The sequence below is a fragment of the Pseudomonas sp. F(2018) genome (assembly GCF_005508865.1).
GTDB lineage: Bacteria > Pseudomonadota > Gammaproteobacteria > Pseudomonadales > Pseudomonadaceae > Aquipseudomonas.
In genome coordinates this window covers 801,804-820,645 of sequence record NZ_SCOM01000001.1, presented here as the reverse complement: position 1 = coordinate 820,645, position 18,842 = coordinate 801,804, and the positions used below count along the sequence as shown (strand labels likewise).

Here is an 18,842-nt window from a genome sequence, read left to right as displayed (position 1 = left end):
GAAAGACCTTGCCGTCGCGGGCAAGGCCTTGCCGTCTCAGCCCGGATGGCCATCCACCCGCGCCGTCCAGAACATAGCCGCGTAGTGACGCAGGAACAGGGCGAACGCCAGGCACCACCCAGCGGCGGCCAGCCACAGGCCGTAGACACTGAAACCAGCCAGCAGCACGCGGCACAGCGTTGCCCCGTGTAGCAGGGCAAAGGCCCAGGCGATGGCTGGCGGCGGCGTCAGCGGCCGGCCGGTATGGCCGAGGCTGACGCGCGCCAGCATGGCCAGGATCAATCCACCCATGGCACCCACTGCCAGCGCATGGCTGGCCAGGCTCGGCTGCTGCACCAGGCCCAGGTGCCACAGGGTCATGCCGAGCGCCGCCACGGCCATCCAGGCATAGGCCAGGTGCAACGACCAAAGCAGCGGCACGCGCCAGATGCCCGGCTCGTACCAGCGCCACAGGCGCAGGCCGTGCAGAGCGGTCACCAGCAGGAACAGCGGCGCCAGCAGTGGCCGCGGCTGCAGGTTCAGCCCGGCGGCGGTGAGTGCGGCGATGGCCAGCGAGCCGCCGAGCAGGCTCCACATCAGCCAGGGGCTAACTGGCGCCTGGCTGGCCAGGCCCAGGCCACGCTGGGTAAAGAACGGAATCACCCGCCCGCCGATGATGCCCATCAGCGCCGCCACCAGCCACAGCGCAGCTAGGGCGCCGCGTCGCTGCAGGGCATCGTCGCCCAGGCTCACGCCATACAGGGACAGGGTCTGGCAGGCGGCGAGCAGCGCGAGTACCAGGACGATTGGCGCGTTGTGCTTCTGCCGCGCCTTGAACACCAGGCGGCCAAAGGCCCACAGCAGGGCCAGGGCGAAGGCCAGCTCGATAGCCACCAGCGCGACCATGGGTAGCGGCAGGAACCAGGCCAGGCGCCCGGCAGCCCAGATGGCGAACAGCGCGATCAGTGGACGCCCGGACAGGCTGGGCAGCCCGGTCCAGGTCTGCACGGCGGTGAGCAGGAAGCCGGCGATGATCGCCAGGCCGAAGCCAAACAGCATCTCGTGGCGGTGCCAGGCCAGCAGGGCACCCAGCGGTTGCAGGCTAGCGTGGCCGGACAGCGACGCGCCCCACAAGGCCACGGCGATCAGGGCGAACAGTGCGCCGCCGAGGAAGAAGGGCCGGAAGCCCAGGCGCCAGAGCGGCGCGATGGCCAGTGCGGCGTGGCGATCAAGCAACTGCACAGTTCGCCTCCCAGCCAGCCTTGCGCATGTAGTGCTGGGCGATCAGGCGCATCACGTAGCCGATCTTCAGCATGGTCGGGCCGATCACCACGCCGGAGTGGGCGACCACCAGCGCCGGGATGCTGAGCTGGCCCTCCATGCCGTAGCCGGCGCCGATGCCGGCCAGCAGGATCACCAAACCGGCGACCAGCAGTTGAGTGGATACACGCAGAACGTTTTTCGGGCAGCTGAGGAACTCGATCATGACGGTGTCTCCCTGGAGAGCGGGGGCGATAGGTCCCCTTTGCCCTGGATGTATCAGGAAGCGTGCCAGTCATTTTTCTTATTATTTTCAGACAATTGAAATCTACGTGTTCGAATGACACGCAGGCATTCGCGGTCAAGATGACTGCAAGCTGTCATCTTGACTGCATCGAAACCGGATTTGGGCTACTCATCCAGTTCTCTCGCAACCCTACGCCGTAGGAACTTACCAGCGCCAGCGAACCCCAATCCCAGGTAGCCACTCAACGAGCCCATGTCATGGCCGACGACGAAGCCACCCCGGACCCAGCAGCCGAGCCAGACGCCAGCTCCGAGGAACTGCCCGAGGAAGTGCTGGAAAACCTCGAGGAAGTCGCCCCGCTGCCCGCCCCCATCCCCGAACCGGGGCCGCTGTAGAGCCGCTGCGCTTGCCGCACTGCCGCTTCGCTAGATCGACCGGCGGTATACCCGCTCGTCCCTGATCGCTTAAACCGCCGTGGCCGATGCCGATAATCCGCTCGCGTGCCGAATCGCTGCTATTGCAGCGGCCTCTCGCGAGCGGAGCTCGATGCCGCCTGGATTGCCCACTCGTGGGCGCTGTATGACTGCACTCCGGGATCGCCATGACCAAACGATTTATCCACCGTCACCGCCGCCTGCTCGGTGGTGTTTCGCTCTGTATCGCCCTGCTCGCCATGGTCGCCGTCGGCTACTGGCAGTCGATCCGCCCGACCACGCCGCCTGCCGGCGACGTCTCGGCCGTCATGCTGGTCGAACTGCAACGCTCCACCGCGCCCTGGACCGCCAACCGCCGCGACCTCTCCACCCTGGTCGGCGACATGCGCGGCGGGCGCATCGCCAGCGCCGCCCTGAGCGACGAGGCGGTGTACGTCTCCACCCATGATGGCCGGCGCTACTGGCTGGCCGACCAATCCGGGCGCATCGGCGAGATGATCCTGCGCGACTACGGCAGCGGCGCCGCGCTGTTCCCCATCGGCCTGTTCGATACCGACGGCGAGGCGCCCTGGTACCGCGAGCTGCAGAGCCAGTGGCCGTTCATTCTGCTGCTGTTGCTCGGTGCCGGCTTCGGCGTGTGGAAGCTGCGCCCGCAGCAGGCGCTGAAGCACAACACCGGCATCCGCTTCGCCGACGTGATCGGCGCCAGCGAGGCCAAGCAGGCCCTGCAGGACGTCACCAGCTACCTGCGCGACCCGGCCGCCTTCGCCGCCCTCGGCGCGCGGCCGCCCAAGGGTGTGCTGCTGACCGGCGAGCCCGGCACCGGCAAGACCCAGCTGGCCAAGGCCCTGGCCGGCGAGTGCGGCGCGCACTTCATCCAGGTCACCGGCAGCGACTTCTCGTCGATGTACTTCGGCGTCGGCATCCACAAGGTCAAGACGCTGTTCCGCACCGCGCGCAAGCATGCGCCGTGCATCGTGTTCATCGACGAGATCGACGGCATCGGCCGCCGCGGCGAGCAGAGCCGCGCCAGCGACGCCGAGGCCAACCGCATCGTCAACCAGTTCCTCACCGAGATGGACGGTTTCGCCGCCGACAGCGGCGTGCTGGTGCTTGGCGCCACCAACTTCCCCAACTCGCTGGACCCGGCCCTGCTGCGCGAGGGTCGCTTCGACCGCAATATCGCCGTGGGCCTGCCCAGCCTGGGCGATCGCGAGCAGCTGTTCCGCCTGTACGTCGGCAAGATCAAGGCCGCCGACGACATCGACCATGCCCTGCTGGCGCGCAACAGCGTCGGCCTGACCCCGGCGGCCATCGCCTACATCGTCAACCACGCCGCCTTGTTGGCCGCCCGTGGGCGCTCCGCCCAGGTGAGCATGCGCCACTGCGTGGAGGCCCTGGAAACCTGCCGCATCGGCGAGCAGCCGCTGGGGGTCAGCGCCCTGTCGGAGGCCGAGCGCACGCGCATCGCCGTGCACGAGGCCGGCCACGCCATCGTCGCCGCCGCGCTCAACTGCGGGCGGGTGGAAAAGGTCACCATCCTGCCGCGCGGCCAGGCCCTGGGCGTGACCCTGGTCACCCCGGTGGAGGACAAGCGCCTGCACCTGGAGTCAGAGCTGCGCGCACGCATCCAGATGCTGCTGGCCGGCCGTGGCGCCGAGCGCCTGCACTTCGCCGAGATCTCCTCCGGCGCCGGCCAGGACCTGCACGAGGCCAGCAAGCTGGCCCTGTCCATGGTCGCCGCCCTGGGCATGGGTCCGAACGGCTCGCTGCTGAGCCTGCAGGCGGTACGCGAGGCGCATCTGGACAGCGACCCGCGCGAAGCACTGGCGGCCGCCGACCAGTTGCTGCAGGACCTCGACCGCGACTGCCTGGCCCTGCTGCAACGTCTGCGCCCGGCACTGGAGCACATCACCCGGCGCCTGCTGGAGGAGGAAACGGTGGCCGGCGAGGAAGTGCTGGAAGCGGTACGCGCGCTGCTCGACGATCCGCTCGCCGCGCCTCGTCCGCATCCCGCCCGCCCCTGCCACCTGGAGCGGGTCGCCGCCAGCCCGATGGTCGAGCTCGATCCGTTCTTCGACCTGGCGGTGGAGGAACCGCAACCCGGCCCGGGCATGGCCTGAGGTGGTCGACAACCCGGCACCGCCCGGCGCCGGGCGTGCCATGGACGGGCCGTTTGCGTTAGGCTCTGCGCCTCTTCAACTGGAGGTAATTCCCATGGCCCGCGCCACTGCCCGTCACATCCTGGTTTCCAGCGAAGCCAAGTGCAATGAACTGAAAGCCGCCATCCAGGGCGGCGCCGACTTCGCCCAGGTGGCCAAGGATAACTCCACCTGCCCGTCCAGCCGCGACGGCGGCAACCTCGGCACCTTCGGCCCCGGCCAGATGGTGCGCGAGTTCGACCAGGTGGTGTTCAGCGCCCCGGTCGGCGAAGTCCAGGGCCCGGTCAAGACCCAGTTCGGCTACCACCTGGTGGAAGTCACTGCGCGCCAGGACTAATGCATCCGGCGGAGGCTAGTCCTCCGCCACCCTCCACAACGTCGGCCACTCTCCCGGGTTGCCCGACGCACAGCGCGACATCAGCTGGTAGGACTGTACGCGGAAGCGCTCGCCATCGAAGCGCCAGCTGCCGGCTTCGCCGCAATCCCCCACGCCCCGCGCCTTCACCCGGTATTGCAGGATTCCCGTCTGCGCGTCGTAGGCGACCCAGCCGGTCGGCTCGCTGCCCTGTAGCGGTAGCGGATCCAGGCGCAACTCCACTTCCTGGAAGGGCGGCTTACGCTGCAGCCGGTACAGCGAGTACTCGCAGTTGTAGGCCGCACACCAGCTGCGCACCAGCACCAGCGCCTCGCTCGGGCTCAAGGCGAAGGCCTCGCCCACGGGAGCCTCGCCCATTTCCTCTTCCTGCTGCGGATCACGGGTCGCCTGCAACACCGCCTGCACGATGCGCTCGGCCTCGTCGGCCGGCATGGGTGTGGTTCCGGGATAGGCAGGCAGCTTCGCCACCGGCGGTGGCGGCGGGACTTCGGAGTCCGCGCGGACGCCAGGGCGATAGAGCGCGCCGCGGGTGTCCAGGCGGCCCTGTACCGAGTCCATCAGCAGCAACGCGGCGGACAGGCCGCTCAGTGACACCGCCACCTCCTCGTCGCCATCCACCGCCATGCGCAGCCGCCCGGCGTTGCGCAGCTCGCCCAGCAGACCCCGCGCCGTCTCGCCCTGGGCTTCCAGGATCAACTCTTTCTCGGCCGGCACCAACTGCAGGGCGTTGGTCAGCGCATCGGGCAGCAGCCGCTCGTCCGCCAGCAGCGGGAAGTACTGGGTCTGGCCGGCATACACCAGGCGCAGCCGCGGCTGGCCCGCCGCGCCGGCGTCACGCTGCAGCACCAGCCGCAGCGCGCTGTAGTCGCTGGTCTGGCCGGCGCTGAGGGCCTGGCAGCTGCGCCGGTTGTCGCAGGCCACCACCCAGTCCTTGATCTCGCGATACAGCGGTACATCCTCGGGCTCGGGCTCGGGCGCGGCCTGGGCGACGCAGGCCAGCAGGCACAGGGGTAACAGACGTAACGAAGCGGGCATGACGGCTCCTTGCACATGGCCTGATGCAGCAGCTTGGCACAGCCGCGGCGAAAACTGGTTGAGCGTTCCGCCCGCTTCGCCGGTCGCAAGTTAGGAAGTACCTTGCCGAGGACTCTTCCATGACTCGCCGACTGCCCTGCCTCTCCGCCCTGCTACTCGCCATCTGCGCCCCGCTGTACGCCGCCGACGAACCGCTCGACAGCACTGGCCAGATCAAGGATGAACAGTACCACGCCATCCTCGCCGGCGACTGGCGCTCCCCCGAGCATCGCCTGCGCGACCCCGATCGCCGACCGATGGAGACCCTGCGTTTCTTCGACCTGTCGCCGACCCAGACCCTGATCGAAGTCGGCCCCGGCGATGGCTGGTACAGCGAGATCCTCGCCCCGCTGCTGCGCGAGCGCGGCCAGTACAGTGCGGCGTTGTCCAGCAGCGGTGATGCCGAGCAGCGCGAAGCCGCCAGCGCGCTGCGCAACAAGTTCGAGCAGGATGCCAAGCGCTTCGACAAGGCCCGCATCATCGAATTCGACCCGCAGGCGCCCAAGTTCGGCGAGCCGGAGTCGGTCGATCTGGTGGTGAGCTTCGACGACCTGCACAACTGGGCAGAGGCCGGCGGCGAGAAGGCGATGTTCAGCGCCATCTACCAGGTGCTCAAACCCGGCGGCAAACTCGGTATCACCGCCTACCGGGGTGCCAAGAACGCCACCCTGGAACAGACCAAGGGCAGCGGCTACCTGCCCACCGACCATGTGATCGGCCGGGCCAAGGATGCCGGCTTCGTCCTCGCCACCATCGAGCAGATGCACTCCAACCCGCGCGACACCCGCGACCACCCCAACGGCGCCTGGAGCCTGCCGCCCCACCTCAAGGGCGGCGCCGAGGAGCGCAGCAAGTACGAGAAGATCGGCGAGCCCGACCGCATGACCCTGCTGTTCGTCAAACCGAGCGGGCCGAGGCCTTGAGTGATCAGCGCGCCGAGAAGCGCCGGTCCAGTCCCTGAACACGGAACTGCTCGACCAGGAAATCGATGAACACCCGGGTCTTGTGCGGCAGCAGTTTCTGCGCGGCGAAGTGGATGGAGATGATGCCGGTGTCCACGTACCAGTCCGGCAGTACCCGCTGTAGCGTGCCGGCCTGCAGGTGCGGCAGCGCGTGGGGCATGGCCACCAGGCAGATGCCGAGGTGCATGAGCGCGACCTGGCAGGCGGCCTCCGGATCGCCCATGACCAGCCGCGGGCGTAGCTCGATGCCGGCCTGCTGGCCCTCGCGATTGCGCAGCAGCATGGAGCGGATGCGACCGGTCTGCGCCGCGCGGATCAGAATGCCGTCGTGCTCTGCCAGCTCGCCCGGTTCGCGCGGCTGGCCGCGTTCGGCCAGGTAGGCCGGCGAAGCCAGCAGCACCCGGTGCGCCGGCGCCAGCTCGCGCGCCACCACGCCAGGCGCCTGCTCGAAGCCGCCGCCGATGGCCGCGTCGAAACCTTCGGCAATCAGGTCCACCGGGCGGTTGTCGAAGTGGAAATCCGGCTGCACGCTGGGATAGCGGGCGAGGAATTCCGGCAGCAGCGGCATCACGTAGTAGCGGCCGAAGGCATTGCCCATGCTCACCTTCAATACCCCGGCAGGCTGGCCCTGGCGGCTGGCCAGATTGGCCATGGCCGCCTTCAGGTCGTTCAACCCGCCTGCCGACTCGCTCAGGAAGCGCTCGCCGGCCTCGGTCAGCGACAGGCTGCGGGTGCTGCGCTGGAACAGCCGCACCTTCAGCTCCGCCTCCAGGCGCGCCACGTTCTTGCCCACCGCCGCCGGCGTCAGACCCAGACGCCGCGCGGCCTCGGCAAAGCTGCCGGCCTCTGCGCTACGGACGAAACATTCGATGCAATTGAGCGTATCCATGCGCCAACTATAAACCTTTAGTATCGAAAGAAACGCAGAAATACCGACTAATCAGAATTCAATCAGCGGCAGATACTCGTCTCCAGCAACCCCACCTCACTCGGAGACACAGACCATGAACCAGACTCTCAACCTGCAAGACAAAGTCGCCTTCATCCAGGGCGGTTCCCGCGGCATCGGCGCCGCCATCGTCAAACGCCTGGCCCGCGAAGGCGCCGCCGTGGTCTTCACCTACAGCCAGTCCGCAGCCAGCGCCAACGCGCTGGTCGCCGAAGTCGAAGCCGCCGGCGGCCGCGCCCTGGCGATCCGCGCCGACAGCGCCAGCGAGCAGGAAATCCGTGGCGCCATCGGCGAAGCGGTGCGCACTTACGGCCGCCTCGACATCCTGGTCAACAACGCCGGCGTGCTGGCCATCGCGCCCATCGAGGAATTCAGCATCGACGACCTCGACCGTACCCTGGCGGTGAACGTGCGCAGCGTGGTGATCGCCACCCAGGAAGCCGCCCGGCACATGGGCAACGGCGGGCGCATCATCAGTATCGGCAGCACCAACGCCGACCGCATGCCCTTCGCCGGCGGCGCCGTCTATGCCATGAGCAAGTCCGCCCTGGTCGGCCTGACCAAGGGCCTGGCTCGCGACCTCGGCCCGCGCGGCATCACCGTCAACAACGTGCAGCCGGGCCCGGTGGACACCGACATGAACCCGGACAACACCGACTTCGCCACTTCGCTGAAGCCGATGATGGCCGTCGGGCGCTACGGCCAGGTCGAGGAAATCGCCAGCTTCGTCGCCTACCTGGCCGGCCCGGAAGCTGGCTATATCACCGGCGCCAACCTGCTGATCGACGGCGGCTTCGCCGCCTGATCTGCCATCCGATAACCCCGTGCCGGCCTGCCGTGCACGGGGTTTCTTGCATTGCCCCTCAACCCTGCTGGACCTGGCCATCGCTTTCACCCAAGCATCCTGGCAAAGGCGTCGACCTCCCCCGATGGCGAACAGACGCGGCAACCCGCTAGAATCTGCCCCCTCAATTCGCCTCGCACATGCGGGGCTCCGTCAGACGCAGCCAGCGAGAACACCGCCATGGGCGCACAGTGGAAAGCCAAACCTAAAGAAGCCGCAGCCAACGCCAGGGGCAAAATCTTCGGCCGCCTGGTCAAGGAGATCATGGTCGCCGCCCGTAACGGCGCCGATCCGGACACCAACGCCAAGCTGCGCGTCGCCGTCCACGCGGCCAAGAAAGCCTCGATGCCCAAGGACACCCTGGAGCGCGCCATCAAGAAAGGCGCCGGCCTGCTCGGCGAGACCGTCAACTTCGAGCGCACCACCTACGAGGGCTTCGCCCCGCATCAGGTGCCGGTGATCGTCGAGTGCCTGACCGACAACCTGAACCGTACCGTGGCGGAAATCCGCGTGCTGTTCCGCAAGGGCCAGATGGGTGCTTCCGGTTCGGTGACCTGGGACTTCAGCCACGTCGGCATGATCGAAGCCTCCACTGACAGCGGTGCCGACCCGGAGCTGGCCGCCATCGAAGCCGGTGCCCAGGACTTCGAGCCGGCCGAGGAAGGCGACACCCTGTTCATCACCGAGATGACCGACCTCGACGCCGTGTGCAAGGCGCTGCCGGAGCATGGCTTCACCGTCAACTCGGCGAAGATCGGCTACATCCCGAAGAACCCGGTGAGCGGCCTGAGCGACGCGCAGATGGAAGAAGTCGAAGCCTTCCTCGAAGCTCTCGACAACCACGACGACGTGCAGAACGTCTACGTCGGCCTTGCCGGCTAATCGCCGCGCGTGAGCCGCAGCCAGTTCCACCAGCAACACGCCGCACGCGCCGAGGCAGAAGCCCGGCGCCTGCTGGCAGAACGCGCCAACCTCGGCGCGCGCTGGCTGGATTGGGTAGCGGCCGAGCTGTACCGCCTCACCCCGCCCGAATACGCAGCCATGGTGCGCCGTGAGCTGCAGCGCCTGAATACTCCGTAAGCCTCTGCGTATCGCCGCACACGGCTAGCTGCGCCCTTGTCGCCCAGCGCAAAGCCTGGCGACGCACGACCGAACCACCCGCGCACTTCGCGACTATGCTCTAAGCAGTGTACGGATCAGGCTGGCTCAGTCTGGGAGGTGGAGATGACCGTCGAAGCATGCCATTCAAACTGAATCGCCATTTTCGGAGGACTCCACCATGAGCAAAGGTCTGGATAGACACAAAGAGGCGAAGAAAAAGCCTCTCAAGACCTCCCAGGAAAAACGCATGGCCAAGCGCAGCAAGAAATCCGGCACCACCCTGCTCGGCAGCCACGCCCCATCCAGCTAACCCTCTCGCACCCGGCCAGCGCCGGGTGCTTCGTTTCAGCCCCGCAGAAAGCCGAGTGCCCCCAGGCAGAGGCCTGGCCAGGCGCCAGTAGCCATTCGTCCAGAATCAAGCGCAACGCTGAACTTCCCGGCGTAGACGGGTCGGAACCCCGACCGTTACGTTTACTGCAAGGGGGACCCGATGCTCGACCTGACTACCTGGAACTTGACCATTCCCGCCACCGAATCGGCCACGGTGATTACTACCGAACGCCTCAAAAAGGGCTACAGCAGCCAGTACTTCCGCCCGCAGAACAGCAGCGTGCGCTTTTGGGTGCCGGTCACCGGCTCCTCCACCGAGAACTCCCGCTACCCACGCAGCGAGCTGCGCGAAACCTGGCCCAACGGCGAGCTGCGCAACTGGCACCACGGCGACGCCGACAACCTCCTCAGCGCCGAGCTGACGGTCAACCAGGTGCCGAGCAAGAACAAGCTGGTGATCGGCCAGATCCACAGCATCAACCGACCCGGCGATGTCGGCGAGCCACTGGTGAAGCTGCAGTATCACTACCGCCCCGAGCTCAACAGCGGCAGCATCGAGGCCCTGGTGCGCAAGCATCCCGACGATAAGCACGTGCAGAACGTCATGCTGGTGAACGATGTGACACTCGACGAGCGCTTCGCCTATCGCCTGCGCCTCACCCCTAGCGGCCGCCTGGCCATCGCCGTGTACAGCGACGAGGACAATGGTGCCTACCACCGGCAGATCGCCTCCAGCTGGAGCAGACAGCTTCTTTACTTCAAGGCCGGCACCTATGCCCAGGACAACTCCGGAAGCAGCGCCGAGGGGGGCCGCGCGACCTTCTACCACCTCGATATCGAGCACCGGAAGCCGTAACCGCAGCGTCGGCGCCAGGCTTGATCCAGAGCAAGGCGCCGCCACGACCATTGGCTAGGATGGCCGGCAAAAATAGCTACAGCTCCTTGCGCGCAATCCTCGACAACATCCACAGGAGGTTTGCATGAGCATTACATCGTCCACCATCTGCGCCGCCGCCGAAGCCCTGCAGGGCCTGGTCGGCTACAACGCCAAGAGCGAGCAGCACATCGTGCGCTTCAGCGAGGACTCCTTCGGCCTCGACGTGACCGAAGAGAGCATCCAGCCCTGCGCCGAGTTCGTCTGGCAGCCGCTCAAGGGCGCGCTGATGACCCTCAGCCGTGAGCGCCTTGGCCTGCTGCTGGAACAGCGTATCGACGAGCGCCTGAACATCTCAGAGCCGCTGCTGGTGTACCTGCGCCGCAGCGACCTGCCGGAGATCATCGCCGAGCGCCGCCGCACCTGAGCGGCCCCACGGGCCACTGCAGTCGGCGCGGGCCACCCGGGCTGGCATAATGCGCGCACCATAAGGATGCGCCGGCGCGCATCGCCCACGATTGAAAGGATTGCAATCGATGCCTGTGCGGCGTCTGACCTGGCTGCTGGCCCTGCTGCTGAGCGCCGCGCCCTGCCTGGCCGCAGAAGGCGTGCTGCGCTACCCGCGCGCGCCAGTCGGCGACGAGTTCCGCCCAGCCTATCCGCTGGCGCAGCTGCAGCTGGCCCTGGACAAGGTCGGCAGCAGCCTGCGCATCGTCCCCTCGCAGCACCATATGGAACAGCAGCGCGCCCTGCTCAGCCTGGAACAGGGCGAGGCGGTCGACGTGGTGTGGACCATGACCAGCCTGGAGCGTGAGCGACGCCTGCTGCCGGTGCGCATTCCGCTGGACAAGGGTCTGTACGGCTGGCGCATCGCCCTGCTGCGAGCGGACCAGCCGAACCTGCTGCAAGGCGTGCGCACCCTGAACGACCTGAGCCGGCTGCGCGCCGGCCAGGGCCACGACTGGCCGGATACCGACATCCTGCGCGGCCACGGCCTGCGGGTGGAAGTCAGCTCCAGCTACGAGAGCCTGTTCCTGATGCTGGAGGCCAGGCGCTTCGACTATTTCCCGCGGGCCGTGCTGGAGGTGGAGGACGAGCTACGGCACAACCGGCAGCGCCCGCTGGTCGCGGACAGCCATCTGGCGCTGCACTACCCCACCGCGCTGTATTTCTTCTTCTCGCCGCACGCTCCGCAGCTGGCGGAAACCGTGCGCCAGGGCCTGGAGCTGGCCCTGGCCGATGGCTCCTTCGAGCGGGTGTTCCAGCAGTACCACGGCGCCGACCTGCGCCGCGTCGCGCTGCAGCAGCGCCAGATCATCGAGCTGGACAATCCGCTGCTGCCGCCGCAGACCCCGCTGCAACGCCGCGAGCTGTGGTATCGCCCCTAAGAACCTGCTTACGATCTCCTGACTGTCGGCCATACGGCGTTAAAAGCGGCCTCGGAATGCTCATTTACAGCTCGTAAACTGCGCTTCCTCGGCCGTTTTTGCCTTGTCTGGCTCTAATTCAGAAGATCGTAAGCAGGCTCTCACGCCTACTGCCTGGGCACAGTGCCGCTGAGCGCGTTGCGGCTGTGCGCCCCGAAGTGGCGGAACAGCTGCACCAGCAGCGCCTCGAGGGCCGGATCGGGCTCCACCGCCTGCAGGCGGTTGCCCTCGCTGAAGCCCTTGGCGGTATCGCCGCGGGCCAGCCACTCGCCGATCAGCGCATCGAGCTCGCCGGCGCGCTCATGCGACTCCGCCGCCACCACCTGGGCCGCGTAGTCCACGTCGAAGGCCGGATAGTCGGCATCGCCATCGCGTTCGGCATAGGCCGTGAGCAGCGGATGCTGCGCCTGGCCCGCCGTCAGCAACGATTGCATGCGATCGAACTGGTACTGCTCGATGGCGGTATGGCGGTCGGCCACGCGCTTGATCGCCGCCTCGCGGTCCTCGGGGTAGCCGGCCTCGGCCTTGGCCGCGATCAGCACCATGCCGCTGGTATCCACGCCCGGCAGCACGCTGGCGTGGTACGGCTGGGTGAGGTCCTGCAGGTAGTGCATGGCCCAGCCGAGGAAGCGATAGCCCCAGTACGGATGACCACTGGCGAAGGCCAGGCGCGCCAGGCCGCTGTACTGGTACACGCGCCAGTGCGGCAGGGTCTGCCCCAGGTAGGGCGCGGCGGCGAAGATCAGCGCCGACTCGTGGTAGTAGCCGATATGAAACGGCGCCTGAGAGGAGTATTCGAAGCGCGCATCGCCGAACGGCTGCGGACCGAAGTTGTAGCGCTGGCCGACGGCGCCGGGGTTGTCGCTGAACAGGTTGATGTCGTGGCCGTAGTCCGGCTCGTCGGCGGCGCTGGCCACCACCTGCAGGGCCGCGACCTTCTCGCCATCCTTCAGCCCCAGGTAGCGCCAGTGGGTCCAGGGACCGACCTTGTGGAACACCAGCACGTCCTCGCCGCCCAGCAGCGGCCGACCACCGGCATCCTGTCCCGGCAGCTGCTGGATGAAGCTGGCCAGCTTGATCTCCGGATTGACGCGCAGGGCCTGGAGGAAGGCACTGCGCCGATCACCGCCAGCGGCCGCCTGCCAGCGCAGCTCCTCCGGGCGCGCCGGATAGTAGGAGAAATGCTCGCGGGCGTAGCGCTCCTGCTCGTCAAGCAGACGTTCGATGGCCGGCGCCTGGTCGGCGAGGAAGGCTTCCAGCGGCTCCACCGCCACCTCCTGGCGCAGCTCGGGCATCTCGCGCAGAGCCAGCAGGCTGCCCAGCGAGTGGTTGGACCAGGCCAGGGCATGGGAGGAAAGGCCGACCAGCAGGCCGGCGCAGGACAGCAGAACGAGTGACTTCACGGCTACTCCGATGCGTGAGGCGAATCGGCCAAGGCTAACCCCGCCAGCGGCGCCAGACACTGTCAGGCTGCGCCAGCGGCACTCACCGATCGGGCATCAGAGCAGCGCGGCAGCGGCCAGCCCACCGACGATCAGCAGCACGCCGATCACCAGGGCGACGCGCAGCGCCCCGCTACCGCTTTTGGTGGCGGGCGCCGGGGCGGCCTGGGCGCGTGCGGCGGCGCGCAGCGGGTTGGCCGTGGGGGCGGCGCTGCTCGCCGGCCGCGCCTGGGGCTTGGCCTTGGGCGTGGGCAGGTCGACGGCGCGCACGAACACCGTGGCGTCTTCGCTCTCCTCCTCCACCGCCTGGGCATCCACCTTGGGCCCGATCACCAGCAGGATCACCGAGCCCATACGCACCTGGTCGCCGGGCTTGAGCACGGCGGCGGCGCTCTTCTCGCCATTGATCAGCACGCCGTTGGCCGAGGCCAGGTCCTTGACCTCCAGCACGTCGTCGCGCAGGAAGAACTCGCAGTGGCGGCGCGACAACTGGGCATCGCTGAAGCACAGCTCGCACTTGACCGAACGGCCGAAGGTCATCGAGCCGCTGACGTGGAATTTCTTGCCCTCGTGCTCGCCCTGCATCACCTGGAGGAACCAGCGCTGGCTGGCCTCGGCATGGGACTTGGCCTTGCCCGGGTCGACCAGCAGCAGCTCGACCTCGCCCAGGCGCACACGATCCTCGGAACGCAGCTGGTAGCGGCTGCCGATGCGCTCGTCGTTGACGAAGGTGCCCAGCTCGCTGTCGCAGTCGCTGATGTAGTAGAGGCCGCCGTCCTGGCGGATTTCCGCATGGAAGGCGTTGATCCCGGCATCCTCCAGGACCAGGTTGTTGCGCCGGTCCTGGCCCAGGGTGAAGCGTTCCTCCACCAGCCAGACCGGGGCCTGGCGACTGTCTTTGAAGTGCAGCTTGAGCATGTCTGGGTCCTACTGGCCGAAGATGTTGTTCCAGGCCCGCTTGATCGGGTTGCTGTTGCGCTCGCGCTCGGCCTGGGCCGCGGCGGCGCGTGTTCGGGCGGCACGGGCCTCGCCGAGCAGTTGTTCGTGTTCGCCGCGCATCTGCAGCAGTTCGGCGTTCTGCGGCTCCACTTCCAGGCCGCGATCGATCATCGCCAGGGCGCCGGGGAAGTCGCTGCGCCGGTAGGCGGCGCTGGCCAGGTCGCGGTACAGCTGCGCCACGTGGCTGAGCCCGGCCAGGGCGTCGGCGTTGTCCGGGGCCCAGCCGAGGATCTGCCGGTAGTAATACACCGCGCTGTCCTCCTCGGGCAGCAGCAGGCGCTTGTCGGCGATGCTCTGCTCGGCCAGCTGCAGGTAGCGGGCGATGTGCGCGTCCAGCACGCGCTGCAGTCCGGCCAGCGTGGTGGCGTGCTGCGGGTCGATGGCCAGGGCCTGGCGGTAGTAGTAGTCGGCGCTGTCCTCGGCCGGCTCGGTCAGCAGGCCATCGGTCAGGCGCTGCTCGGCGAGGTCGGTGAACACCTTGATCCGCGCCTCGCGGATGCGCTGCAGGCCGGCCAGGGCCTCGTCGCTGTCGTCATCGAGCGCCAGCACCTGGTTGAAGTAGTGCTCGGCGCTGTCCTGCGCGGGCTCAATCAGCTGGCCGGCGGTGAAGCGCTGCTCGGCCTCGGCCAGCAGCGCGTCGATCTGCCGCTGCTCCTTGATGTACAGGCCGGCCGAGGTCAGGGTGCCGATCAGCACCAGCACGCTCAGCGTTATCAGCAGAGGCATGGCCGAGCGACGCTTGCGCGGCGCTGGCGCCTCCACGGCAACCGGCTCGCTGACCGGCTGGGCCGGGCGTAGCTGGGTCTCTTCCAGGTCGCTCAGCTCCATCTCGTCCAGTGCGGCTAGCAGCGCGCGGCAATCGGCGAAGCGCTCGTCCGGCTTCTTGGCCAGCATGCGCGCCAGCAGGCCGCGGAAGGCGCCGAGGCTGTCGGGCAGTGGTGGCGGCTCCATCTGCACGTGGTTGACCACGGTCTGGGTGTAATTGCCGCCGCGATAGGGATTGCTGCCGGTGAGCAGCTCCAGGAGGATCACGCCCAGGCTGTAGATGTCGCTGCGGGCGTCCAGCGGCTGGCACTGGGCCTGCTCGGGGCTGCTATAGGCGGGGCTGCCGACGGCGACGCCGAACTGGGTCAGCTCGCTGTCGATGTCCAGGTCCTTGGCCACGCCGAAGTCGGTGAGCACCGCCGTGCCGTTGCTGCGGAACAGCACGTTGGCCGGCTTCACGTCGCGGTGCACCAGGCCCTTGTCGTGTACCACCGCCAGGCCGCTGGCGACCTCGCGGATGATCTGCAGCGCGCGCTCGGGAGCGAACAGTTCGCCCTTGTGCCGTGCCAGGTCGCCGCCGGGTAGAAACTCCATGGCCAGGTAGTAGCGACCATCGGCCAGGCGGTCGATGTCATGGATGGTGATGATCGACGGATGGTTGAGCGAGGCGACTATGTGCGCTTCCTGGATGAAGCGCTTGCTGAAGGCCTCGTCCTCGGCACTGCGCAGGACCTTGATCGCCACCTTGCGGCTCAGCGATTCCTGGGTAGCCAGGAAGACTTCGGCCATGCCGCCTTTGCCCAACTGGCCGTGCACCCGGTAGCCGGGGATTTCAAGCAGAGTGGTGCTCATGGATGTGCGTCGATCATTCAGTGCTTGCGGGAATGGAGCCAACGGCTGAGGAAGTTGCGGGGCTTGGCGTCGATCTCGGTCGATTCGGCCATGCTGCGCCCCAGCACGATGCAGGAGATATTGTCCTTGCCGCCCAGCTGATTGGCCAGCCCTATCAGCTGTTCGACCAGATCATCGAGGGTCGCCGCCCCAGCACAGACCTCCTGGATCTGCTCATCGTTCAGCTCGCCGGTCAGGCCGTCGCTGCACAGCAGCAGCAGTTCGCCGGGCGCCAGGCTGCCCTGCACCCGGCCGACTTCGAGGGCCTGTTCGTTCTGCCCCAGGCACTGGGTGACGATGTTGCGGCGTGGATGCTGACGGGCTTCCTCGACGCTCAGCTCGCCGGCGTCGATCATCGCCTGCACCCAGCTGTGGTCGCGGGTCAGACGGGCAATGCCGTCCAGGCTGATGCGGTAGGCGCGGCTGTCGCCAATCCAGGCCACCTCGAACTCGCTGTCGAAGAAGCGCGCGGCCACCACCGTGCTGCCCATGCGCCGGCCGCCGTCTTCCTGCACCGCATCGAGGATCGCCTGGTTGGCCGCGTGGATCGCCGCCTCCAGGTCGCCGCCTGCCGAAATGGCCTGGCGCAGGGTGTCCAGGGCCATGGCGCTGGCCACTTCGCCGCACTCGTGGCCACCCATGCCATCGGCTACTGCCCACAGACCAAGCTCGGGGAGGCAGAGCACGGCGTCTTCGTTATGCCCTCGAACCCGACCCGAGACGCTCTGCGCCGCGAACCCCAGGGACTGCATCGACATGACTGCTGGCTACCTTCTGAATCTGCACTGCCGTGCATGATGCTGCGCCGAGCCGAGACTGTCAGCCCGAAGCGCGCGAACTGTTAAGCAGTCGTCAGCGGCTGCGCTGCACTTCGTAGCTGTTCTGCCCCGGATACCGCTGCACCTCGATGCCACCGGGGTACTCGATGCTCTGTCGAATGCCGCCGCTCTGCTGCACACTCGAGCCGCCTTGGATGATCTGCACCTGGCGGCCATAGCCCTGGCTAGGCACTGCATGGCCTCCATAGACGTCGTAGCTCTGGCTGCGACTGGAAGAGCTGACGCTACCGGAGGCACCGGGGCTGACATACTCGATGGGAATCTCGCGGCGCACCGGCTCGGCGCCCAGCGCCGCGCCACTGAGTGCGGCGGCCAGCAGCAACAGAATGGTTCGCATGAGGTTTCTCCTCGTCGATCGATAGCCTCGATGCTACGCCCCAAGGCTCCCGGCGAGTAGCCCTGGCCAGCGCCGTGCCACGATTGGCAGGCACTTCCCGATCGGTATGATGCGGCGCTTTTTCCGGGATGCCGTATTCATGCCCAAGCGCTTTGCCCTGCTGCTGCTCGCCTGCTTTCTCGCCCTGCCCGCAATTGCCGCGCCACCACGCACCTTCAGCGAAGCCAAGAAGATCGCCTGGCAGCTTTACGCTCAGCAGTCGGTGGAGTTCTATTGCGGCTGTCGCTACAGCGGCAATCGGGTGAACCTGAAGAGCTGCGGCTACCAGCCTCGCAAGAATCCGCAACGCGCCGCCCGCATCGAGTGGGAGCACCTGGTGCCGGCCTGGGTCATCGGTCACCAGCGGCGCTGCTGGCAGCAGGGTGGACGCAAGCACTGCGCGCGCAGCGACGAGACCTTCCGCCGCGCCGAAGCCGACCTGTTCAATCTGGTGCCGAGCATCGGCGAGCTCAACGGTGATCGCAGCAACCTGCCCTTCGCCTGGCTGCCGCAACAGCCGGACCAGTACGGTGCCTGCCCGATGGTGGTGGACTTCCAGGCGCGCAAGGCAATGCCACGTGCCAAGGTGCGCGGCATGATCGCCCGCACCTACTTCTACATGAGCCAGCGCTATGGCCTGCAGCTGTCGCGCCAGGAACGCCGGCTGTTCGAGGCCTGGAGCAGGAACTATCCGGTCGAAGCCTGGGAACGCCAGCGCAACCAGCGTATCGCCTGCGTGATGGGCTGGAGCAACCCCTTCGTCGGCGCCGCCGATCTGCGCCGTTGCCCGGCACCGTTTACCGGAAAAGGCAGAAATGATTAGGTAAATCAGCGCGGTGCCTGTAAGGTGGCGGGACTGTGCTGCATGTGTCACCGCAAATCGACCGGTTTAGATCTCGGTCCAACCCCCCTCGGTTTCTTTACTCTTTGCACTCAGTCATGGCCTGGGCTGTTCCAGCGCCGTGTTAACTTTGTTCAAGGAGATTTTCCATGTCCGCACGTCAAACCGGCACCGTCAAGTGGTTCAACGACGAGAAAGGCTTCGGCTTCATCACTCCGGAAAGCGGTGCTGATCTGTTCGTTCACTACCGTTCGATCCAGAGCACCGGCTTCAAGAGCCTGCAGGAAGGCCAGAAGGTTTCCTTCATCGCCGTCCAGGGCCAGAAAGGCATGCAAGCTGACGAAGTCCAGGTCATCTGATCTGTACGACGTCCAAAGAACCGGCCTTCGGGCCGGTTTTTTTATCCCTGTTACTTCGCTGCGCCCCGCGTAGCCAATCATTCCTCGAGGGGGAACCATGCGAGTCAAGAAGTCCACCCAGCAGCCCAAGCCGCAGCCGGCTTCGGAAACCAGCGAATCCCTCGAAGCCCAAGTCGCCGCCTTCCTCAAATCCGGCGGTGAGATCCAGCAGATCGCCAAGGGCGTGAGCGGACAATCCTGGGCCCCCAGCCGCCAGATCAGCCTCGGCAAGAAGTAATTTCCGCGGCAATTCGGTAAGCGCAACGATACTG

The 18,842-nt window shown here is 67.1% G+C and carries 23 protein-coding genes; 14 read left to right on the top strand and 9 right to left on the bottom strand.

Annotated elements, in window-relative coordinates; genetic code table 11:
- Positions 1-36: 36 nt before the first annotated feature.
- Both FFS62_RS04075 and FFS62_RS04070 read right to left on the bottom strand, forming a co-directional pair.
- Positions 37-1,221 carry an NnrS family protein gene (locus FFS62_RS04075; protein ID WP_137971523.1) on the bottom strand — a complete coding sequence of 395 codons (1,185 nt, stop codon included), beginning with the start codon at positions 1,219-1,221 and terminating at the stop codon, positions 37-39.
- Positions 1,208-1,465, bottom strand: a complete 258-nt coding sequence (locus FFS62_RS04070; protein WP_137971522.1) for a transmembrane sensor/regulator PpyR — start codon at positions 1,463-1,465, stop codon at positions 1,208-1,210. Before FFS62_RS04070 ends, FFS62_RS04075 begins: the two co-directional genes overlap by 14 nt.
- A gap of 278 nt (positions 1,466-1,743) precedes the next feature.
- Between FFS62_RS04070 and FFS62_RS23145 the strand changes: the two genes are divergently transcribed.
- From FFS62_RS23145 to FFS62_RS04060, 3 genes are all read left to right on the top strand, one after another.
- Entirely contained in the window at positions 1,744-1,881 is a 138-nt protein-coding gene (locus tag FFS62_RS23145) for a hypothetical protein (protein WP_171016238.1), read from the top strand.
- 206 nt (positions 1,882-2,087) lie between these two features.
- Entirely contained in the window at positions 2,088-4,043 is a 1,956-nt protein-coding gene (locus tag FFS62_RS04065) for an AAA family ATPase (protein ID WP_137971521.1), read from the top strand.
- 94 nt (positions 4,044-4,137) lie between these two features.
- A complete protein-coding gene (locus FFS62_RS04060; protein WP_137971520.1) occupies positions 4,138-4,419 on the top strand; it encodes a peptidylprolyl isomerase in 282 nt (93 codons plus the stop codon).
- Positions 4,420-4,434: 15 nt separating this feature from the next.
- Here FFS62_RS04060 and FFS62_RS04055 read toward each other — a convergent pair whose 3' ends face one another.
- Entirely contained in the window at positions 4,435-5,493 is a 1,059-nt protein-coding gene (locus FFS62_RS04055; protein ID WP_171016261.1) for a DUF1176 domain-containing protein, read from the bottom strand.
- Between the two features lie 119 nt (positions 5,494-5,612).
- Here FFS62_RS04055 and FFS62_RS04050 point away from each other — a divergent pair, with 119 nt between their 5' ends.
- Positions 5,613-6,455, top strand: coding sequence for a class I SAM-dependent methyltransferase (locus tag FFS62_RS04050; RefSeq protein WP_137971518.1), 843 nt, complete (start codon positions 5,613-5,615; stop codon positions 6,453-6,455).
- Between the two features lie 4 nt (positions 6,456-6,459).
- Here FFS62_RS04050 and FFS62_RS04045 read toward each other — a convergent pair whose 3' ends face one another.
- Positions 6,460-7,383 carry a LysR family transcriptional regulator gene (locus FFS62_RS04045; RefSeq protein ID WP_137971517.1) on the bottom strand — a complete coding sequence of 308 codons (924 nt, stop codon included), beginning with the start codon at positions 7,381-7,383 and terminating at the stop codon, positions 6,460-6,462.
- 115 nt (positions 7,384-7,498) lie between these two features.
- On the opposite strand from FFS62_RS04045, the gene FFS62_RS04040 reads away from it, so the two are divergent.
- The 7 genes from FFS62_RS04040 (at position 7,499) to FFS62_RS04015 (ending at position 11,980) form a co-directional block, all read left to right on the top strand.
- Positions 7,499-8,248 (top strand): 3-oxoacyl-ACP reductase family protein, encoded by a 750-nt coding sequence (locus FFS62_RS04040; protein ID WP_137971516.1) that lies wholly within the window; start codon positions 7,499-7,501, stop codon positions 8,246-8,248.
- Positions 8,249-8,467: 219 nt separating this feature from the next.
- Positions 8,468-9,169, top strand: a complete 702-nt coding sequence (locus FFS62_RS04035; RefSeq protein ID WP_137971515.1) for a YebC/PmpR family DNA-binding transcriptional regulator — start codon at positions 8,468-8,470, stop codon at positions 9,167-9,169.
- Between the two features lie 9 nt (positions 9,170-9,178).
- On the top strand, positions 9,179-9,367 hold the full coding sequence (locus FFS62_RS04030; RefSeq protein WP_137971514.1) for a hypothetical protein: 189 nt from the start codon (positions 9,179-9,181) through the stop codon (positions 9,365-9,367).
- Between the two features lie 199 nt (positions 9,368-9,566).
- Complete coding sequence (locus FFS62_RS23365) at positions 9,567-9,698, top strand: hypothetical protein (protein ID WP_256662109.1); 132 nt, start codon at positions 9,567-9,569, stop codon at positions 9,696-9,698.
- Between the two features lie 180 nt (positions 9,699-9,878).
- Positions 9,879-10,574, top strand: a complete 696-nt coding sequence (locus tag FFS62_RS04025) for a polysaccharide lyase family 7 protein (protein WP_137971513.1) — start codon at positions 9,879-9,881, stop codon at positions 10,572-10,574.
- A 124-nt stretch (positions 10,575-10,698) separates the two neighbouring features.
- The gene (locus FFS62_RS04020; RefSeq protein WP_137971512.1) at positions 10,699-11,019 is read left to right on the top strand and encodes a DUF2025 family protein; all 321 of its coding nucleotides are present in this window, start codon (positions 10,699-10,701) and stop codon (positions 11,017-11,019) included.
- Between the two features lie 109 nt (positions 11,020-11,128).
- A complete protein-coding gene (locus FFS62_RS04015) occupies positions 11,129-11,980 on the top strand; it encodes an ABC transporter substrate-binding protein (RefSeq protein WP_137971511.1) in 852 nt (283 codons plus the stop codon).
- A 146-nt stretch (positions 11,981-12,126) separates the two neighbouring features.
- Here the strand turns inward: FFS62_RS04015 and FFS62_RS04010 are convergent, their stop codons facing one another.
- The 5 genes from FFS62_RS04010 to FFS62_RS03990 all read right to left on the bottom strand — a co-directional run bounded on the left by FFS62_RS04010 (position 12,127) and on the right by FFS62_RS03990 (position 17,292).
- Positions 12,127-13,422 carry a phospholipase gene (locus FFS62_RS04010; protein ID WP_137971510.1) on the bottom strand — a complete coding sequence of 432 codons (1,296 nt, stop codon included), beginning with the start codon at positions 13,420-13,422 and terminating at the stop codon, positions 12,127-12,129.
- Between the two features lie 96 nt (positions 13,423-13,518).
- A complete protein-coding gene (locus FFS62_RS04005; RefSeq protein WP_137971509.1) occupies positions 13,519-14,379 on the bottom strand; it encodes an FHA domain-containing protein in 861 nt (286 codons plus the stop codon).
- A gap of 9 nt (positions 14,380-14,388) precedes the next feature.
- Positions 14,389-16,077: a serine/threonine-protein kinase gene (locus FFS62_RS04000; RefSeq protein ID WP_137971508.1), complete on the bottom strand. Its 1,689-nt coding sequence runs from the start codon at positions 16,075-16,077 to the stop codon at positions 14,389-14,391.
- A 17-nt stretch (positions 16,078-16,094) separates the two neighbouring features.
- On the bottom strand, positions 16,095-16,874 hold the full coding sequence (locus tag FFS62_RS03995; protein WP_137971507.1) for a PP2C family serine/threonine-protein phosphatase: 780 nt from the start codon (positions 16,872-16,874) through the stop codon (positions 16,095-16,097).
- A gap of 94 nt (positions 16,875-16,968) precedes the next feature.
- A complete protein-coding gene (locus FFS62_RS03990; RefSeq protein ID WP_137971506.1) occupies positions 16,969-17,292 on the bottom strand; it encodes a hypothetical protein in 324 nt (107 codons plus the stop codon).
- 139 nt (positions 17,293-17,431) lie between these two features.
- Between FFS62_RS03990 and FFS62_RS03985 the strand changes: the two genes are divergently transcribed.
- The 3 genes from FFS62_RS03985 to FFS62_RS03975 all read left to right on the top strand — a co-directional run bounded on the left by FFS62_RS03985 (position 17,432) and on the right by FFS62_RS03975 (position 18,808).
- Positions 17,432-18,154, top strand: coding sequence for an endonuclease (locus FFS62_RS03985; protein WP_137971505.1), 723 nt, complete (start codon positions 17,432-17,434; stop codon positions 18,152-18,154).
- Positions 18,155-18,321: 167 nt separating this feature from the next.
- Positions 18,322-18,531, top strand: a complete 210-nt coding sequence (locus FFS62_RS03980) for a cold-shock protein (protein ID WP_068825417.1) — start codon at positions 18,322-18,324, stop codon at positions 18,529-18,531.
- Between the two features lie 97 nt (positions 18,532-18,628).
- A complete protein-coding gene (locus FFS62_RS03975) occupies positions 18,629-18,808 on the top strand; it encodes a hypothetical protein (RefSeq protein ID WP_137971504.1) in 180 nt (59 codons plus the stop codon).
- The last annotated feature ends 34 nt before the right edge of the window (positions 18,809-18,842 follow it).

What these genes read in the sequence shown, in the direction of transcription:
- FFS62_RS04070 (WP_137971522.1), bottom strand. Translation starts at nt 1,465, where the DNA reads ATGATCGAGTTCCTCAGCTGCCCGAAAAACGTTCTGCGTGTATCCACT.
- FFS62_RS23145 (WP_171016238.1), top strand. Translation starts at nt 1,744, where the DNA reads ATGGCCGACGACGAAGCCACCCCGGACCCAGCAGCCGAGCCAGACGCC.
- FFS62_RS04065 (WP_137971521.1), top strand. Translation starts at nt 2,088, where the DNA reads ATGACCAAACGATTTATCCACCGTCACCGCCGCCTGCTCGGTGGTGTT.
- FFS62_RS04060 (WP_137971520.1), top strand. Translation starts at nt 4,138, where the DNA reads ATGGCCCGCGCCACTGCCCGTCACATCCTGGTTTCCAGCGAAGCCAAG.
- FFS62_RS04055 (WP_171016261.1), bottom strand. Translation starts at nt 5,493, where the DNA reads ATGCCCGCTTCGTTACGTCTGTTACCCCTGTGCCTGCTGGCCTGCGTC.
- FFS62_RS04050 (WP_137971518.1), top strand. Translation starts at nt 5,613, where the DNA reads ATGACTCGCCGACTGCCCTGCCTCTCCGCCCTGCTACTCGCCATCTGC.
- FFS62_RS04045 (WP_137971517.1), bottom strand. Translation starts at nt 7,383, where the DNA reads ATGGATACGCTCAATTGCATCGAATGTTTCGTCCGTAGCGCAGAGGCC.
- FFS62_RS04040 (WP_137971516.1), top strand. Translation starts at nt 7,499, where the DNA reads ATGAACCAGACTCTCAACCTGCAAGACAAAGTCGCCTTCATCCAGGGC.
- FFS62_RS04035 (WP_137971515.1), top strand. Translation starts at nt 8,468, where the DNA reads ATGGGCGCACAGTGGAAAGCCAAACCTAAAGAAGCCGCAGCCAACGCC.
- FFS62_RS23365 (WP_256662109.1), top strand. Translation starts at nt 9,567, where the DNA reads ATGAGCAAAGGTCTGGATAGACACAAAGAGGCGAAGAAAAAGCCTCTC.
- FFS62_RS04025 (WP_137971513.1), top strand. Translation starts at nt 9,879, where the DNA reads ATGCTCGACCTGACTACCTGGAACTTGACCATTCCCGCCACCGAATCG.
- FFS62_RS04020 (WP_137971512.1), top strand. Translation starts at nt 10,699, where the DNA reads ATGAGCATTACATCGTCCACCATCTGCGCCGCCGCCGAAGCCCTGCAG.
- FFS62_RS04015 (WP_137971511.1), top strand. Translation starts at nt 11,129, where the DNA reads ATGCCTGTGCGGCGTCTGACCTGGCTGCTGGCCCTGCTGCTGAGCGCC.
- FFS62_RS04005 (WP_137971509.1), bottom strand. Translation starts at nt 14,379, where the DNA reads ATGCTCAAGCTGCACTTCAAAGACAGTCGCCAGGCCCCGGTCTGGCTG.
- FFS62_RS04000 (WP_137971508.1), bottom strand. Translation starts at nt 16,077, where the DNA reads ATGAGCACCACTCTGCTTGAAATCCCCGGCTACCGGGTGCACGGCCAG.
- FFS62_RS03995 (WP_137971507.1), bottom strand. Translation starts at nt 16,874, where the DNA reads ATGTCGATGCAGTCCCTGGGGTTCGCGGCGCAGAGCGTCTCGGGTCGG.
- FFS62_RS03990 (WP_137971506.1), bottom strand. Translation starts at nt 17,292, where the DNA reads ATGCGAACCATTCTGTTGCTGCTGGCCGCCGCACTCAGTGGCGCGGCG.
- FFS62_RS03985 (WP_137971505.1), top strand. Translation starts at nt 17,432, where the DNA reads ATGCCCAAGCGCTTTGCCCTGCTGCTGCTCGCCTGCTTTCTCGCCCTG.
- FFS62_RS03980 (WP_068825417.1), top strand. Translation starts at nt 18,322, where the DNA reads ATGTCCGCACGTCAAACCGGCACCGTCAAGTGGTTCAACGACGAGAAA.
- FFS62_RS03975 (WP_137971504.1), top strand. Translation starts at nt 18,629, where the DNA reads ATGCGAGTCAAGAAGTCCACCCAGCAGCCCAAGCCGCAGCCGGCTTCG.